This window comes from Mesorhizobium sp. B2-4-2, from assembly GCF_006442845.1.
Classification (GTDB): Bacteria; Pseudomonadota; Alphaproteobacteria; order Rhizobiales; family Rhizobiaceae; genus Mesorhizobium.
On record NZ_VFVM01000002.1, the window covers coordinates 130,268 to 146,829 of the forward strand.

The following is a 16,562-nucleotide window of genomic DNA, read 5'->3' on the forward strand; positions in this document are numbered from 1 at the left end:
CTGTAGGAACGAACAAGAATGCTTCTCATCCGCTGCCCCTATTGCGAGGAAGAGCGTCCGGAACTCGAGTTCCGCAACGCCGGCGAGGCGCATATCGCGCGCTCGGCCAACATGTCAGGCGAGAGCGACGAGGATTTCGAAAAATTCTTCTTCATCCGCTCGAATCCCAAAGGCATCATCTATGAGCGCTGGCGACACATGCATGGCTGTGCGCGCTTCTTCAACGCCGTGCGCGACACCGTCACCGACAAGTTCGTCATGACCTACAAGGCCGGCGAGCCGAAGCCTTCCAAGCTGCCCAAAAACTCCAGCGAAGTGGTTGCCAAATGAGCGGCGCGTTCCGCATACCGAGCGCCGGCCGCCTGAGCCAGGCCAAGACCGCCCGCTTCAGCTTCGACGGTCAGTCCTTCGTCGGCATCGAAGGCGATACGCTGGCTTCGGCGCTGCTGGCCAACGGCGTGCACCTGGTCGGCCGCTCGTTCAAATATCACCGGCCGCGGGGCGTGCTGTCGGCCGGCGCGGAGGAGCCCAACGCGCTGGTGCAGATCGTGCGCGACGACGCGCGCAAAACGCCGAATGTTCGCGCGACCGTGCAGGAACTCTATGACGGACTCGCCGCCAACTCGCAGAACCGCTGGCCGTCGCTGTCCTTCGACGTCAGCGCGGTCAACGATCTGGCGTCGCCGCTGTTTTCGGCCGGCTTTTACTACAAGACCTTCATGTGGCCGAAGGCGGCCTGGAAGAGCCTCTACGAACCCAAGATCCGGGAAGCCGCCGGGCTTGGCGTGTCCCCCGACAGGCCGGACCCCGACCATTATTCGTCGCGTTACGCTCATTGCGACGTGCTGGTGCTGGGCGGCGGTGCGGCCGGCATCGCGGCTGCATTGGCAGCGGCTGAAACCGGCGTGCGGGTCATTCTGGCCGATGAGCAGGCCGAATTCGGCGGCAGCCTGCGCTTCGAGAGCGGCGCGAAAATCGACGGCCAGGGCGGCTTTGCCTGGGCGCAGGCGGCGATCGCCAGGCTGAAAGGCATGGACAATGTCCGCGTGCTGTCGCGCACGACTGCCTTCGGCTACTACGCACAGAACTTCGTCGGCCTGGTCGAACGGGTCAGCGATCATTTGCAAAATCCCGGCCACGACCTGCCGCGCGAGCGGCTGTGGCAGGTGCGCGCCAGGCGCGTGGTGCTGGCGTCCGGGGCCATCGAGCGCCACATGGTGTTCGCCAACAACGACCGGCCGGGCATCATGCTGGCCTCGGCCGCGCGCACCTATCTCAATCACCATGGCGTCGCGGTCGGAAAAAACGTCGGCGTCTACACCGCCAATGATTCCGCTTACGCGGCGGCGATCGACCTGAAGAAGGCCGGCGTCAACATCGCGGCTATCGTCGATCTGCGCGACAATCCGACAGGGCCGGTGATCGATGAAGCAAGGATGCTCGGCATCGAGATCAATTTCGGCCGCGCGGTGATCCGCGCCGGAGGCAAGCTGCGCGTCTCGTCGATGACGGTGCAGCCGAAGAATGGTGGCGGCGAGCGCACCATTGCGGTCGATGCGATCCTGATGTCGGCCGGCTGGACGCCGTCGGTGCACCTGTTCTCGCAGTCGCGCGGCAAGGTCGCCTTCAACGACGAAACCAAGCGCTTCGTGCCCGGCACCTACGCGCAGGACTGCGTCTCTGTCGGCGCCTGCAACGGCACGGACGGCCTGTCGGCGACCCTCGACGAGGCCTATGCGGCAGGGGCCAAGGCGGCAAGGGACGCCGGCGCAAAGACTGCCAAGGGTACAAGGCCAAAAGTCGACGCCTCGGAAAGCTGGTCGCGTGGCATGCTGGGCGCCGCCCCCGGCGCCGGTCCGGATACGACGGTGAAGGCCTTCGTCGATTTCCAGAACGACGTCACCGCCAAGGACATCCGCCAGGCGGTGCATGAGGGCATGCGCTCGATCGAGCACGTCAAGCGCTTCACCACCAACGGCATGGCGACCGACCAGGGCAAGACCTCGAACATGCACGGCCTGGCGATTGCCGCCGAGACGCTTGGCAAGCCAATCCCCGAGGTGGGCCTCACTACGTTCCGCGCCCCTTATACGCCGGTGACCTTCGGCGCCATCGTCAGCCATGCGCGCGGTCCGCTGTTCGATCCGACGCGCAAGACGGCGATCCATCCCTGGGCTGAAGCCCAAGGCGCCGTGTTCGAGGATGTCGGGCAGTGGAAGCGCGCCTGGTATTTCCCCAGGGGTGGCGAGGACATGCATGCGGCGGTCGACCGCGAGTGCGTCGCGGTTCGAAACACGGCCGGCCTGTTCGACGCCTCGACGCTCGGCAAGATCGAGGTGGTCGGTCCCGATGCGGCCAAGTTCATGGAGCTGCTCTACACCAATCCATGGGAAAAGCTGGAGCCCGGCCGCTGCCGCTACGGCATCATGCTGCGCGAGGACGGCTTCATCTATGATGACGGCGTCGTCGGCAGGCTGGCGCCCGACCGTTTCCATGTGACGACGACGACGGGCGGCGCGCCGCGCGTCATGAACCATATGGAGGATTATCTCCAGACCGAGTTCCCGCATCTCAATGTCTGGCTGACCTCGATCACCGAGCAGTGGGCTGTTATCGCCGTACAGGGGCCGAAGTCTCGCGACATCATCGCGCCGCTGGTCGAAGGCATCGACATGTCGGATGAGGCCCTCCCGCACATGTCGGTGCGCGAGGGCAAGATATGCGGCGTGCCGACAAGGCTGTTCCGCATGTCGTTCACCGGCGAGCGCGGCTTCGAGGTAAATGTGCCGGCCGATTACGGTCAGGCCGTGTGGGAAGCGCTGTGGGCCGAGGGCCAGAAGCATGGCGCAACCGCCTACGGCACCGAGGCAATGCACGTGCTGCGCGCCGAGAAGGGCTACATCATCGTCGGCCAGGACACCGACGGCACGGTGACGCCCAATGATGCCGGTCTCGACTGGGCCGTCGGCAAGAAGAAGGCCGATTTCGTCGGCATTCGCGGCCTGACGCGGCCTGACCTGGTCGCCAAGGGCCGCAAGCAACTGGTCGGCCTCAAGACCAAGGATCCCAAGATGGTGCTGGAGGAAGGCGCGCAGATCGTCGAGGATCCCAGGCAGGCGATCCCGATGAAGATGATCGGCCATGTCACATCGAGCTATTGGTCGCAGAATTGCGGCCGCTCGATCGCTCTGGCGCTGGTCGCCGGCGGCCGCGCACGCACGGGCGACACGCTCTACGTGCCGATGCCGAGCGGGACGATCGAAGTGGAGGTTTCCAGCATGGTGTTCTTCGACGAAACGGGAGGCCGCCTCAATGGCTAAGGCTGCCGCAAACAAAGTGGCTCCGGCCGCATCGCCGGCGGTCGAGCGCCGTCCGGCGCTTGCTGGGCGCACCATCTCCGCGACAGGCGCCAAGGTCGAGGTGCTGGCACCTGCCGAGCGTATCTCGTTGCGCGCGCCGGAGGCTTCGCTTGCCGCCTTGTCGAAGGCGCTCGGCGTGACCTTGCCGAAAAAGCCGAAGACGTCCGTGTCGAAAGGCGGGCGCACCGCGCTATGGCTTGGGCCGGATGAATGGATGATCATCGACGAGGCCGGCAAAGACCCGCTCGCCGATTGTGCAAAGATTTCCGCCTTGCATTCCGCTGTCGGCATTTCGCATCGCAACGTTGCGATATCGGTCGCCGGTCCGGCCGCGGCCGCGGCAATCAATTCGGGCTGCCCGCAGGATCTGTCGCTCGAAGCCTTCCCGGTGGGTGCCGCCTCGCGTACCATTCTCGGCAAGGCCGAGATCGTTCTGCTGCGCACGGCGCAAGACGCTTTCCGGGTCGAGTGCTGGCGTTCCTTCTCGGATTATGTCTTTACTTTCCTCTCCGAGGGAGCACGCGACGCGGCGGCCTGACCCGGAACGTTTGCCGCCCGCGCCCGTTTGCGGGAACAGGTCGAGGGAGAATGCCGATGCCATCGAAGTCCACGCCGAAGTCGCCCGGGAAAAGCTCGGCCGTGCGCTCCCTGGAGCATGAGCGGCATCACGGGGCCGACGCCGAAGAGGAACTCGAGGAAGGCCTCGAGGATACGTTCCCGGCCAGCGATCCTGTGTCGATCACGGGGACGGCTATCCCCGGCGCCCCCGCAAGGCCGGGTAAAGCCAAGACCGTTCCCGGACGCAAACCGCGCTGATTTCCCCAGTTTCGGTTGAGGAGCCATCTTTCCAAGACGGCGCCAAGTGGGATATTCAAAGCGCTTTGGGAGATCGTAAAATGCCGGTAAAAGCCGTCGTCTGGGGCGAGAATGTCCATGAGCAGACCAATGCCGCCGTGCGCGGCCTTTATCCATTGGGCATGCATGGGACCATTGCAGCCGCGCTCAACCAGGATAAGGGCATCGAGGCGACCACCGCCACCTTGCAGGAGCCGGAGCACGGCTTGAGCGAAAGCCGGCTGGCTGCCACCCATGTCCTGCTCTGGTGGGGCCATGCCGCCCATGGCGAGGTCAAGGACGAGATCGTTGAGCGCGTGCAGAAACGGGTCTGGGAAGGCATGGGTCTGATCGTGCTCCATTCCGGACACTATTCGAAGATCTTCAAGCGGCTGATGGGCACGCCTTGTTCGCTGAAATGGCGCGAAGCGGGCGAGCGCGAGCGCGTCTGGGCCATCAACCGCGGCCATCCGATCGCGCAAGGTATCGGCGAGTGCCTGGAGATCGGCGAGACGGAGATGTATGGCGAGCCCTTCGCGGTACCGGAGCCGCTGGAGACGGTGTTCGTCTCCTGGTACGAAGGCGGCGAAGTCTTCCGGTCGGGGCTGACCTATCAGCGCGGCGCCGGACGGATCTTCTATTTCTCGCCCGGCCACGAGACCTACCCGATCTACCACAATGAAGGCGTGCAGCAGGTGCTGCGTAACGCCGTGCATTGGGCGCACAATCCCGCATCCGCATGGTCCGGCATCATCAATGCGCCGAACGTGCCGACAGACCAGGCCAAGGAGAAGATCGTCCAGAAGGGCCTGCGCCTGCATGCCGACGGCGACAAGGGCCTTAGTTAGGCGTGAGTTGAAGATGCACCGCCTCCTTCTGCTCGGCACCGGTGGCATTGCCGGACATCACGTCGAGGAGTTCGCCAGGATTCCAGGCTGCACAATCGTCGCCTGCGTCGACCAGGTGCCGGGCCGGGCGGCGAGGTTCGCCGCCGCCAACCAGATCAGCCAGTCTTTCGAGAGCCTGGAAGCGGCGATCGGCTGGGGTGCGTTCGATGCGGCCATCAATGCGACGCCGGATGGCGTGCACAAGGCCACGACGCTGGCGCTGCTTGCCCATGGGAAACACGTCTTTTGCGAAAAGCCGCTGGCGCCGAACCATGCCGACGCGCTTGCAATGACGGAAGCGGCCGAGGCGGCCGGGGTCGTCAACATGGTCAACCTGACCTACCGCAACTCGGCGGCGATCGAGGAAGCGCGACGCATGGTGCAGGCCGGCGAGATCGGCGCATTGCGCCATGTCGAGGCGAGCTACAAACAGAGCTGGCTGGTCAGCAAATCATGGGGCGACTGGCGCATCGAGGACAAATGGCTGTGGCGCCTGTCCAACCGGCACGGCTCGACGGGCGTGCTCGGCGATGTCGGTATCCACATTCTGGATTTCGCAAGCTATGGCGCCGACCAGGACATCGCCACCCTGCACGCCGACCTGGTGACGTTTCCCAAGGCCGAAGGCGATCGGATCGGCGATTATGTGCTTGATGCCAACGACAGTGTCGCAATGACGGCGCGGTTCAAATGCGGGGCGCTCGCGACGATCGTCGCCAGCCGCTACATGACCGGCCACGCCAACGACCTGTCGCTGGCCATGCATGGCACCAAGGGCGCCATCAAGGTCAAAACAGACGGCAAGGTTTCGCGCCTGTCGGCCTGCCTGGCCGAGGACATCGACCAGCAACGTTGGCGGACACTGGCGCTGCCGGATGTGAAGCGCAACGCGCTGCGTTTCGCCGAAGCGCTCGATAGGGGAAGGAACGGCGATCCATCCTTCCGTCGCGCCGCCGACATGCAGAGGCTGATCGACGCGGCCTTCGAGAGTTCGTCGTCCAGACTGCCGGTCACGATCGCCTGAATCACATCTGGTCGGCTGCACCAGCCAGGCGTGTGTTGCCGCTATCAGAACGCGCTCGGCACGATCCAGGGATTGATGCTGATGCCGAGGCGCGGGCCCTTGCCTTCAGCGGTATTTTCCGTGACGCCCTTTTTCTCGAGCGAGCCGGTCGATGCGCAATCGAGCTTCACATTGGCCTTGGTGTCGACGCAAGTCGCCGGCGGCACGTGCTTGACCGGGTGGGTCGTGTTGGCGGCAAGGGCCGAGCCCGAAAGTGCCAGCACGGCAGCGAGGGTGAGGAGGGTCTTTTTCATTGTCCGTCTCCGGGTTCGATGGGTGAATTTGTTCTCGTACGTGTACGGTATTCCGTACAAATACGCCCACCGATCGCGGAGTTCAAGCCAGAATCGTACACGTACGGAAATTTTTGTTAACCAAGAAAATCCGCCCCGCTTGGCACGTTAAACGCGGAGCGTCGATGAAGCGTGGATACGCAAGGAGATATCGTTCAGCAGTTGACCGGTGTCTCGGTCAGCGGGGGCACGTTCTGCGTGCTGAGCGTGGCAAGGGTGAAATCGCACATCCGTTTCACGAAAGCCTGCGGATCACCGAAGGGGTAGAAGGGGAAGGTGATCAGCAGCGAGATGGTGCCGTGGCCGACCGCCCACAGCATGGTAGCAATGGCGCGCGGATCACCCTGCAACTTCCCCGCGGCGACGCAGGCCTCGACCCTGCTGATCAGCACCTTCATCGCCGGGTTGCTTTCTTCCATGTCCTCGTAGCTCCGGCCTGCCGGCAGCTTGGTCTTTTCGGTCATGAAGACGGTGCGGTATTCATTGGGATTGCCAAGCCCGAATGCGGCGTATTCCGTCATCACTGCTTGCAGCGCCTCGATCGGATCGTCGGAAGGATGCTCCTCGATGCGCCGGGCAAGCGTCTCGAACGCATCCTCGGCCAGCGCGAACAATATGTCCTGCTTGTCGGCGAAATAGGAATAGACCGACATCGGCGCGTAGCCGACGCGCTTGGCCAGCTTGCGGATGGTCAGGCCCTCATAGCCTTCCTCCTGCACGAGCTTGTGCGCGGCCTCCACAAGTTCGGAACGCTGTTCGGCCTTTTGTTTCTCGCGGCGTGTCTGGGCGCTCACCGGCAATATCGCCTGCCTCTGCTGGTTGGGTGGCCAACTGAATTATATACGCTGTACGGAAACGGACAAGGGCGTCGCTGGTTCCCGTCGCAGGTTCCCAGGCGGCAGGCGTCAGATGGCGCCGACGCCGCCGTCGACGGCCAATGTGTGGCCGGTCATGAAGGAGTTGGCGGGGTCGGCGGCGAACAGGATCACCGTGGTGATCTCATCCACTTCGGCCACCCTCCTCATCGGCACGCCGCGCGTCAGTTCGGCCAGGGCGTCGGCTTCCGGAGCGCCGGAGACGCGCACGAAACCGTCGACCATCGCCGTTCTCGTGTGCGCCGGACAGACCGCGTTGATGCGCAGGCCCTTGCTGGCGTATTCAATTGCCGCCGACCGGGTCAGCCCGACCACGCCGTGCTTGGCGGCGGCATAGATCGAAAGCTTCGGCGCGCCACCCAGTCCGGCGGCGGAGGCGATGTTGACGATGGCGCCGCCCTTGCCGTCCGCCTTGAACTGCCGCTCCATCTGCGGGATTTGGTGCTTCATGGCATAGAAGACGCCGAGCAGATCGATTTCGATCACCCGGCGCGCCTCCTCCGAGGCGACCTGCGGCAAACGCACGAAACTCTGCACGATGCCGGCATTGTTGACTGCGACATCCAGCCGGCCGAATCTTTCGACCGCCAGAGCCACCAGCGCCTGCGACAGCGCCTCGTCGGCGATGTTGCCGGCCAGGACCGCCGTCTCGGCATCGAGCGTTTCGGCAAAGCTCCTCAAGGTTGGTTCATCGAGGTCGGAGAGGACCAGCCGCGCGCCTTCGGCGGCAAAAGCTTTGGCCGCGCCGCGGCCAAGCCCGCCCGCGGCACCCGTGATCAACACCGTTTTTCCGTCGAAGCGGCCCATCGATTATTTCTCGTCGATCAGTTTCGGTCGATCAGTTTCGCGGCGAGGTGCGAAAGCAGTTTCACCGCCTCGCCATAGGTCCTGGCCTTTTCCGGGTTCGAGGCATTGCCGTCCAGCGCGCGCTTGTAGACGCCCTGGCAGATCGCGGCCAGCCGGAAGAAGGAGAAGGCGAGGAAGAACGTCCAGTCGCCGATGCCGGTGAGCCCGCGCCGCCGGCAATAGGTGGCGACATAGTCCTCTTCCGAAGGCAGTCCGAGCGCGGCGCGGTCGATACCGCCCAGGCCGCGAAAGCCCGAGCTATGCGGCAGGCGCCATTGCATGCACTGGTAGGCGATATCGGCAAATGGATGGCCTGATGTGGACAGTTCCCAGTCGAGCACCGCCATCACCTTGGGCCGGTCCGGCGCGAATATCAGATTGTCCAGCCGATAGTCACCATGCACCAGCGAGACACGGCCGTCGTCGGCGGGCCTGTGCGTCTCCAGCCAGTCGATCAGCCGGTCCATGTCGGCAATGGCACCGGTCTCCGAGGCGCGGTACTGACTGGTCCAACGCGCCAGTTGGCGCTCGAAATAGTTACCCGGCCGGCCGAAATCGCCGAGACCCACGGCCTCGATATCGACGCCGTGCAGGGCGGCGAGCGTGGCGTTCATGGCATCGTAGATGGCGGCGCGCTCGCCATTGTCGCGCGCTTCCGGCAGTGCCGGATTCCAGAAGATGCGGCCGTCGATGAAATCCATGATGTAGAACATGCGGCCGATCGGTGAGTTCTCGGCTGAGAGGTGCAGCATCCGCGGCACCGGCACGGCGGTGCCCGAAAGGGCGCTCATCACCCTGAATTCACGGTCGACCTGGTGTGCCGATTTCAGCAACTGCCCCGGCGGCTTGGCGCGCAGCACGTAGCGGCCGCTGGCCGCCGTCAGCAGATAGGTCGGGTTGGATTGGCCGGATTTGAATTTTTCGACGGAGGAAAGTCCGGCAAAACCGGGGATCCGCGCCTCGAGATAGGGCGAAAGCGCTGCCTGGTCGAGCGCGTTCGGGTCGCTCATGCGGTCTCTGGCTGGCGTTCGATCAGGGTCAGCGTCAGCCAGCGGGCGGTGAGCGCCGGTTTCTTCGAGCCCTCGATCTCGATCGTCACGTCATGGGCCGTCTGCACCCAACCTGAGGGCCTGACCTTGACGTCAGCCAGCACGAAACGGGTGCGGATGCGCGCGCCGGTCTTCACCGGCGCCAGGAAGCGCAGCGAATCGAAGCCGTGGTTGACGCCCATCTTGCCGTTTTCCAGCGGCGGCATGGTCTCGAACGTCATTGCCGACAACAGCGACAGCGACAGGAAGCCATGCGCGATGGTGCCGCCGAACGGCGTCTCGCGTTTGGCCCGCTCGGGATCGCAATGGATGAACTGGTGGTCGTCGGTAGCGTCTGCGAACTGGTCGATCATGCGCTGCGTGACCACCCGCCATGGCGAGACGCCCACCTCCTTGCCGACGCTGGCCAGAAGCACATCGAGACTGATCGGTTCCACGCGGATGTCCTCCAGTTTCATCCCCGGCTTCCCCGGCCGGACATGTCATTCCTTGAACAGGGTCAGCCCATGCTGCACCGACTGTCCGCCGTCAATCGGCAGGATGGCGCCGGTGACATAGCTGCCTGCACGGCTGCACAAATAGAGCGTTGCGCCGGCAATGTCATCCGGGGCGCCGATACGGCCGATCGGAACGTGGCTGCCGACATACCTGGCCTGTTCCTCAGTGGCGGTGGCAAACGCCGTCATCCGGCTCTGGAAGGGCCCAGGGGCAAAGGCGTTGACGGTGATGCGGCGGCCGGCGAATTCCAGCGCCAGGGTGCGCGTCAGGTGATGAACGGCCGCTTTGGAGGCGGTGTAGGAGTAGGCGTCGTCGGCCAGCGGCTGCGTGCCCATCACGGAGCCCAGATTGATCACCCGGGCTGGATCCTCGTCGCTGGCGGCGGCTTCGAGCAGCGGCAGCAGTTCGCGGGTCAGGTGGAAGACGGCGGTGACGTTGACGCCGAACACCTTGGCCCAGGCATGATAGGGGAAGCTCTCCAGCGGCGCTCCCCAGGACACGCCGGCATTGTTGACCAGGATATGCAGCCGTTCGGCCCGCGTCTTGACCTCGCCGACCAAGGCGGCAATGCCGGCCTCGCTGGAAACGTCTCCGGCAAAGCCTTCCGCCCGGCCCGGCGCGCCAAACCCGTTCAATTCCTCGGCGACCTTGATGCAGTCCTCGCCCTTGCGCGAGGCGATCATCACCGTTGCGCCGGCCTTGACGAGGCCCGTCGCCGCCATGCGGCCGATGCCGGTCGCCGCGCCCGTGACCAGCGCGGTCTTGCCGGCCACCGAAAAAAGATCGTCGAGATAGCTCATCGAACTCCTGCGCCTTTCATCGGCGGATCGGGGAAAGCGTTCGCGTTGACAAGGCTATCCGAAGTACGGTCATCCTTGCCACTGACAAAATGCCCGGCCTGAACGAAGGGTTAGCAACCGATGACGGAGATGAATCTCGGCATGACGGAGCGGCTGAGGCCGATCCACGCGCGCGTCGCGGCCATGGTGCGCGACGAGATCATGCCGCTCGACAAGGAATTCCTCGGCGAAGTCGGCAAGGCGGGCGACCGCTGGACATACACGCGGCGCCAGACCGAGATCCTCGAAGGGCTGAAGACGACCGCAAGAGAGCGCGGCCTTTGGAATTTCTGGCTGACCGGCTCGGAACGCGGCTACGGTCTTTCCACCGTCGAATACGCCTATCTGGCCGAGGAGATGGGCAAGGCGCATCTCGGCGCCGAGACCTTCAACTGCTCGGCGCCCGACACCGGCAACATGGAGGTGCTGGAGCGCTACGGCTCGGCGGAGCACAAGAACGCCTGGCTGGAGCCGCTTCTCGACGGAAAGATCCGCTCGGCCTATCTGATGACCGAGCCGGACGTAGCCTCGTCGGATGCCACCAACATTTCGATGCGCTGCGAACGGCGCGGCGACGGCTATGTGCTGAACGGCGAGAAATGGTGGGCCTCTGGTGCCGGCGATCCCCGCTGCGCCATCTATATCGTCATGGTGAAGACCTCCGATGGAGAGCCGAAGCACAGGCGGCATTCGATGATCCTCGTGCCGGCGGACACCAAGGGTGTCAGCAAGCTGCGTCCAATGCAGGTCTACGGCGACGACGACGCGCCGCACGGCCACATGCATCTTCGCTTCGACAATGTGCTGGTGCCGGCGTCGAACCTGATCCTCGGCGAGGGCAGGGGTTTCGAGATCGCGCAAGGCCGCCTCGGCCCCGGCCGCATCCATCACTGCATGCGGGCCATCGGCCAGGCCGAGATGGCGCTGGAGCTGCTGTGCCAGCGTTCGGTCCGCCGTGAAGCGTTCGGCCAGCCACTGGCGAAACTCGGCGCCAATTTCGATATCATCGCCGAGTGCCGGATGGAGATCGAGATGGCCCGCCTGCTCTGCCTCAAGGCGGCGTGGATGATCGACCAGGGCGACGCGCGCGCCGCCGCGCCCTGGATCAGTCAGATCAAGGTGGTCGCGCCACGCATGGCTCTGAAGGTCACCGACGAGGCGGTGCAGATGTTCGGCGCGCAAGGCATCAGCCAGGACACGCCGCTGGCGCGCTCGTGGACGCATCTCAGAACGCTGCGCCTCGCCGACGGGCCGGATGCCGTGCATCGCCGCCAGGTGGCGCGGGCTGAATTGAGGAAATACACGCAGGAAAAGGTTTGAGCCGGCCGGCATCTCATCGTCTTGCGTCGACAACCAAGGAGCAGCCACCAATGGCCATACCCTCCGAAATGAAGGCCCTGCTCCTGGTCGGCGACGGCTACACCAGGGCGCCGAGCGGCAGCGTGCTGGAGGCGATGGAGCCCTATCTCAAGCCAGGCAGTATCGCAGTGCCGGCACCTGGGCCGACGCAAGTGCTGATCAAGGTCAGCCTTGCGTCGATCAATCCGTCCGATGTCGCCTTCATCAAGGGCCAGTACGGCCAGCCGCGGCTCAAGGGCCGGCCGGCCGGCTTCGAAGGCGTCGGCGTGGTCGTTGCCGGCGGCGACGAGCCCTATCCCAAGAGCCTCGTCGGCAAGCGCGTTGCCTTCGCCACCGGGCTCTCCAATTGGGGCTCATGGGCCGACTATGCCGTTGCCGAAGCCGCCGCCTGCATTCCGCTCCTCGACACCGTGCGCGACGAGGATGGGGCTGCCATGATCGTCAATCCGCTTACCGCGCTCGCCATGTTCGACATCGTCAGCCGAGAAGGCGAAAGGGCCTTCATCATGACCGCCGGCGCCAGCCAGCTCTGCAAGCTGATCATCGGGCTGGCCAGTGAGGAAGGATTGCGGCCTATCGTCACCGTGCGCCGCGACGAGCAGATCGCGCTGCTGAAGGAAATCGGCGCCGCCCATGTGCTCAACGAGAAGTCGCCCGATTTCGAAGCCTCGCTGCGCGAGGTGATAAAGGCCGAACAGCCGCGCATCTTTCTCGATGCGGTGACCGGGCCACTGGCCTCGGCCATCTTCAACGCCATGCCGAAGCGCTCGCGCTGGATCATCTATGGACGGCTCGATCCCGAGGCCACGATCATCCGCGAACCCGGCCAGCTGATTTTCCAGCACAAGCACATAGAGGGCTTCTGGCTGAGCGAATGGATGCGGCAGCATAAGGATCGCCGCGGTCCTGCGATCCTCGAGGCGCAGAAGCGCTTTTCCGACGGGCGCTGGACGACCGACGTGACGGCTGTGGTGCCGCTGGCCGAGGCGATGGCGCGCGTGCCGGCGGAACTGGCCAGGCCCAATGGCAAGGTGTTCATTCGGCCGTAAGGCAGGGGGTGTGCGGTTGAGCTGCATTCCGGTTCATCGAGAGCACAGCTGCTATAACCTTCGAGGGCCGGAAAGAGGGTGGTTTGTTGGCTGCGATCGTTCAATGTCATCGGCGGCCGCGCCGTTCGATCCCCCTATGCCACCCCGCTTTGTCCGTGATATGCCGCCGCCAATGAACGCTGGGACAGTGCCGGACCGGGCCTGTTCCGGATTGGTGTGGGGTGCTTGGTGAGGATTTCCAAACCGGTTTTCGACCGCCTGGGGCTTGGCCTGTGGATCGGGGCATTCGCGGTCGTGCTTGGCCTGGTCCTGTGGTCGCCCGATGCGCGCACCGTATTGCACGCCTACAGATATGGCAGTGTGGAGTTTCTCGCCGGCCGGCCGCTCTACGACCTCGAGTCCGAGATGGGATACCTTTACACGCCCGCCTTCGCCGCGCTCTATATTCCGTTCTTGAATCTGGGACCGCATCTTGGCGGGCTGGTCTGGCATGCCCTCGGTTTCGCCGTTCTCACCCTTGCCGCGGCGCGGCAGGTGCGCAAGCTGGGCGGACAGGAGCAGACCTGGCTGCTTTCCTTCGGCCTCTTTCTCGCTTTGCCGATGACACTGGGCGCCATTCGCAACGGCCAGGCGACAATCCTGCTGACCGGCGCCTGCTGGCTCTTGACCCTGTCGGCACTGGAAGGACGGCGTGCGGAGACCTTTTTCTGGGCCTCGCTTGCCATAACGGCCAAGCCGACCGCGATCATCATGCTGCTGTTGGTGGGGGCGTTGCGCCCGCGGCTGATACCGGTGCTGGTGCTCGCGGTGCTGTTCGTGCTCGCCATCCCCTACGCTTTCGCTCCCGCCGGCTACCTGAACGAGCAGTATGGCGATTTCGCCCGCATGCTGACGTCGATGGCCGTCGACAAGACCAGCCATTTTGTTCCTACCGATTTCACCGCGCCCTTTATCGAGATGGGGCTGCCCGTTCCGGACTCGGCTGCCACGGCGGTGCGCGTCGTGATCGGCCTGCTGACGCTCTCGATCGTGCTCTGGTTCGACCGCAAGCTCGAACAAGGAGCGGCCGGACTCGCGATCTTCCTGGCGGCCGCCTTCTACATGTGCGTCTTCAACCCGCGCGTCGAGCCCAACACCTATGCGATGATCGCGGTACCCGCCGGCCTTGCCATTGCCCTGTTGTGGCGCGAAGAAAAAGGTGGCGTCCTGGCCTGCGTGCTGTCCATGACTTTATTCCTGACAGGTTTGACTGGTGTCGAGCGCCACATGCATGACTTTCTCTATCCCTGGTTTCGGCCGATCACGGTCACTTTCATCGCCTGCTTCCTGATATGGTGGTTCTGGGCCAAGGCGCGGCAAAAATTGGTGAATGCGGAGCCTGTCGCCCATGGCTGAGATGCGCCCGACACTCGATATCGTGGCGCCGTTCTTCAACGAGGCGCAATCGGCGACGGCTTTCGCGGCATTGCTCGACGCGCTCGAGGCGGCGGTGTCGAGCCGCTTCGGCATGCAAGTCCACAAGATCCTGGTCGACGACGGCAGCCGGGACGATAGCGCCGGGCGGTTTTCGCAGGCACTTTCGGGATCCTGGGAAATCGTGCGCCTCAGCCGCAATTTCGGCAAGGAGGTCGCCGTGCTCGCCGGCCTCGACCACTCGCGGGGCGACATGGTGCTTGTCATGGACGCGGATCTGCAGCACTCCCTGGAGACCAGCCTGAAGATGATCGTCGAGCTGGCTGAGAATCCGGACGTCGACGTCGTCTACGCGCAGAACGACCGGCGCGGGGCAAGCTGGCGGCGCAGCCAGTTGGCGAAACTGTTCTACAGTCTGATCAACAGCAGCCAGCGGTTCGATATACCCGAGAATGCAGGCGATTTTCGTGTCATGCGCGGCACCGTGGCGCGCGCATTGACCAGCCTGCGCGACAAAAGGCGCTTCAACAAGGGCCTGTTCGCCTGGGCCGGCTTCCGCCAGAAGGCCATATCCTATTCGCCGGAAAACCGCGCCAGCGGCAAGTCGAAATGGAGCCGGCTCAACCTGATCGCCTTTTCGCTAGAGGGATTTACGTCCTTTTCGGTGATTCCGCTGCGCCTGATCAGCCTCAGCGGACTGCTTGCGGCGTTTGCCGGCGCGGTCTACGGCGCGAAAGTGCTCTTCGAGGTGCTGTTCTACGGCATTGCCGTTCCAGGCTATCCGAGCCTGCTGGTCGCCGTGGTGTTGCTCGGCGGCCTCAACCTGACACTTCTCGGGCTGATCGGTGAATATGTCTGGGTCACGCTCAGCGAAAGCAAGGATCGCCCGGTCTACATCGTGCGCGATATCGTGCGCAGCGATGTTCCCGCCAGGTCGGCGCCGGGCGTTTCCGGGGCATGATGCGCGGCATCCGCCTGATCGCCGACGATTACGGCCTGGCGCCCGGCGTCTCGGCGGCGATCCTCGACCTGCTCGATCGCGGGCGGCTAACGGGCACCGGTTGCATGACCGGTTTCGCGGAATGGCCGGGGGAGGCGGAACGCATCAAGCCGCTGTGCGGCCGGGTCGCCGTCGGCCTGCATCTGACCTTGACGGACCAGCCGGCCGTGACCGGCCCGTCGAGCCTGGCGCCGGAAGGCCGGCTGCCGCCGCTCCGCTCGCTGGCATTGCCGATCCTGCGCGGCAGCATCGAGACCTGCGACGTCCATGCCGAGCTCGACGCCCAATTTGGCCGCTTCGTCGAGGCGCTCGGACACCGGCCCGATTTCATCGACGGCCACCAGCATGTGCATTTCCTGCCTGTCGTGCGCAAATGGCTGCGGGGGCGTTTCGCCGGAGATGCCGGCAGACCGTGGCTGCGCGGCGCGCCGGCACTGGCCGGCAGCGGAGCGGCGGCATCGAAAATTGCGGCGATCGCCGCCCTGGCAACTGGTTTCAACCGATCCATGCGGCGCGCCGGCTTCACCGTGAGGGCGCCGCTCGCCGGCATCTATGACTGGCGGCAGCCGGAAAAGTTCGCGCCCGCCCTGCAAACCGCCGTTGAAAGCCTGCCGGAAGAGGGACTGTTCATGTGCCATCCCGGGCATGTCGACGAGACGTTGCGTGCACGCGACCCGATGCAAGATGTGCGCGAAGTCGAATTCGCGGTTCTCGCCTCCGATCATTTCGGCGCAAACCTGGCTCGCGCGCGTGTCGGCATCATGGACGGCACAGCATGAGTGCCGATCAGTCCCGGCGTTCGACCGGCAACAAGATTATCCGCTTCGCCATTGTCGGCCTGGTGAACACGGCCATCGACCTTGCCGGTTTCTTTCTGCTGCTCAAGCTGCACGTGCCGCCGCTGCCCGCCAACGTTGCGTCCTGGTTCATTGCCGTCACCTTCTCCTTCGCGGCCAACGGCTTCTGGTCGTTCGAGCGCGATCCGGCCATCCGGCTGCATCATGCCTTTCTTCGCTTCGCCTCGCTCGGCGCGCTGATTTCGCTTGGTGTCTCCAGCCTTGCGATCGCGCTGTTCGCCGGCGTCGTCGGCGTGTGGCCGGCAAAGATCGGCGGGGTGGTTGTGGCGGCGGTGCTGAATTTCCTCGCCGCGCGCTGGTCGATCGAGGGCCGTCTCTTGAAATAGCAGGCTGTTTCCCCA

18 protein-coding genes are annotated in these 16,562 nt (G+C 64.5%); 12 read left to right on the plus strand and 6 right to left on the minus strand.

Features of this window, described 5'->3' with window-relative positions; genetic code table 11:
• The first annotated feature begins 18 nt into the window (after positions 1-18).
• From FJ942_RS04320 to FJ942_RS04345, 6 genes are all read left to right on the plus strand, one after another.
• Entirely contained in the window at positions 19-330 is a 312-nt protein-coding gene (locus FJ942_RS04320; protein WP_140496330.1) for a sarcosine oxidase subunit delta, read from the plus strand.
• Positions 327-3,320, plus strand: coding sequence for a sarcosine oxidase subunit alpha (locus tag FJ942_RS04325; RefSeq protein ID WP_140897275.1), 2,994 nt, complete (start codon positions 327-329; stop codon positions 3,318-3,320). Before FJ942_RS04320 ends, FJ942_RS04325 begins: the two co-directional genes overlap by 4 nt.
• Positions 3,313-3,897 (plus strand): sarcosine oxidase subunit gamma, encoded by a 585-nt coding sequence (locus tag FJ942_RS04330; protein WP_140816756.1) that lies wholly within the window; start codon positions 3,313-3,315, stop codon positions 3,895-3,897. The genes FJ942_RS04325 and FJ942_RS04330 overlap by 8 nt, the downstream gene beginning before the upstream one ends.
• Positions 3,898-3,953: 56 nt before the next feature.
• The gene (locus FJ942_RS04335; protein WP_140496327.1) at positions 3,954-4,175 is read left to right on the plus strand and encodes a hypothetical protein; all 222 of its coding nucleotides are present in this window, start codon (positions 3,954-3,956) and stop codon (positions 4,173-4,175) included.
• Between the two features lie 80 nt (positions 4,176-4,255).
• On the plus strand, positions 4,256-5,041 hold the full coding sequence (locus tag FJ942_RS04340; protein ID WP_140816752.1) for a ThuA domain-containing protein: 786 nt from the start codon (positions 4,256-4,258) through the stop codon (positions 5,039-5,041).
• Between the two features lie 13 nt (positions 5,042-5,054).
• Positions 5,055-6,104, plus strand: a complete 1,050-nt coding sequence (locus FJ942_RS04345; RefSeq protein ID WP_140816750.1) for a Gfo/Idh/MocA family oxidoreductase — start codon at positions 5,055-5,057, stop codon at positions 6,102-6,104.
• 44 nt (positions 6,105-6,148) lie between these two features.
• On the opposite strand, the gene FJ942_RS04350 is transcribed toward FJ942_RS04345, so the two are convergent.
• From FJ942_RS04350 to FJ942_RS04375, 6 genes are all read right to left on the minus strand, one after another.
• On the minus strand, positions 6,149-6,397 hold the full coding sequence (locus FJ942_RS04350) for a DUF680 domain-containing protein (protein ID WP_140897276.1): 249 nt from the start codon (positions 6,395-6,397) through the stop codon (positions 6,149-6,151).
• A 194-nt stretch (positions 6,398-6,591) separates the two neighbouring features.
• Positions 6,592-7,236, minus strand: a complete 645-nt coding sequence (locus tag FJ942_RS04355) for a TetR/AcrR family transcriptional regulator (RefSeq protein WP_140496323.1) — start codon at positions 7,234-7,236, stop codon at positions 6,592-6,594.
• Positions 7,237-7,341: 105 nt separating this feature from the next.
• Positions 7,342-8,118, minus strand: a complete 777-nt coding sequence (locus FJ942_RS04360) for an SDR family oxidoreductase (protein ID WP_140897277.1) — start codon at positions 8,116-8,118, stop codon at positions 7,342-7,344.
• A 17-nt stretch (positions 8,119-8,135) separates the two neighbouring features.
• The gene (locus tag FJ942_RS04365) at positions 8,136-9,167 is read right to left on the minus strand and encodes a phosphotransferase family protein (protein WP_140513711.1); all 1,032 of its coding nucleotides are present in this window, start codon (positions 9,165-9,167) and stop codon (positions 8,136-8,138) included.
• The gene (locus FJ942_RS04370) at positions 9,164-9,664 is read right to left on the minus strand and encodes a MaoC family dehydratase (protein WP_263483366.1); all 501 of its coding nucleotides are present in this window, start codon (positions 9,662-9,664) and stop codon (positions 9,164-9,166) included. The genes FJ942_RS04365 and FJ942_RS04370 overlap by 4 nt, the downstream gene beginning before the upstream one ends.
• A 24-nt stretch (positions 9,665-9,688) precedes the next feature.
• The gene (locus tag FJ942_RS04375) at positions 9,689-10,504 is read right to left on the minus strand and encodes an SDR family oxidoreductase (protein ID WP_140496320.1); all 816 of its coding nucleotides are present in this window, start codon (positions 10,502-10,504) and stop codon (positions 9,689-9,691) included.
• Positions 10,505-10,624: 120 nt separating this feature from the next.
• On the opposite strand from FJ942_RS04375, the gene FJ942_RS04380 reads away from it, so the two are divergent.
• From FJ942_RS04380 to FJ942_RS04405, 6 genes are all read left to right on the plus strand, one after another.
• Positions 10,625-11,863: an acyl-CoA dehydrogenase family protein gene (locus tag FJ942_RS04380; protein WP_140496319.1), complete on the plus strand. Its 1,239-nt coding sequence runs from the start codon at positions 10,625-10,627 to the stop codon at positions 11,861-11,863.
• A gap of 50 nt (positions 11,864-11,913) precedes the next feature.
• Complete coding sequence (locus tag FJ942_RS04385; protein ID WP_140897278.1) at positions 11,914-12,951, plus strand: zinc-binding dehydrogenase; 1,038 nt, start codon at positions 11,914-11,916, stop codon at positions 12,949-12,951.
• A gap of 228 nt (positions 12,952-13,179) precedes the next feature.
• The gene (locus FJ942_RS04390) at positions 13,180-14,346 is read left to right on the plus strand and encodes a glycosyltransferase family 87 protein (RefSeq protein ID WP_140556521.1); all 1,167 of its coding nucleotides are present in this window, start codon (positions 13,180-13,182) and stop codon (positions 14,344-14,346) included.
• A complete protein-coding gene (locus tag FJ942_RS04395; RefSeq protein ID WP_140560287.1) occupies positions 14,339-15,325 on the plus strand; it encodes a glycosyltransferase family 2 protein in 987 nt (328 codons plus the stop codon). Before FJ942_RS04390 ends, FJ942_RS04395 begins: the two co-directional genes overlap by 8 nt.
• On the plus strand, positions 15,322-16,143 hold the full coding sequence (locus tag FJ942_RS04400; RefSeq protein WP_140496315.1) for a ChbG/HpnK family deacetylase: 822 nt from the start codon (positions 15,322-15,324) through the stop codon (positions 16,141-16,143). Before FJ942_RS04395 ends, FJ942_RS04400 begins: the two co-directional genes overlap by 4 nt.
• Positions 16,140-16,547 (plus strand): GtrA family protein, encoded by a 408-nt coding sequence (locus FJ942_RS04405; protein ID WP_140496314.1) that lies wholly within the window; start codon positions 16,140-16,142, stop codon positions 16,545-16,547. The genes FJ942_RS04400 and FJ942_RS04405 overlap by 4 nt, the downstream gene beginning before the upstream one ends.
• The last annotated feature ends 15 nt before the right edge of the window (positions 16,548-16,562 follow it).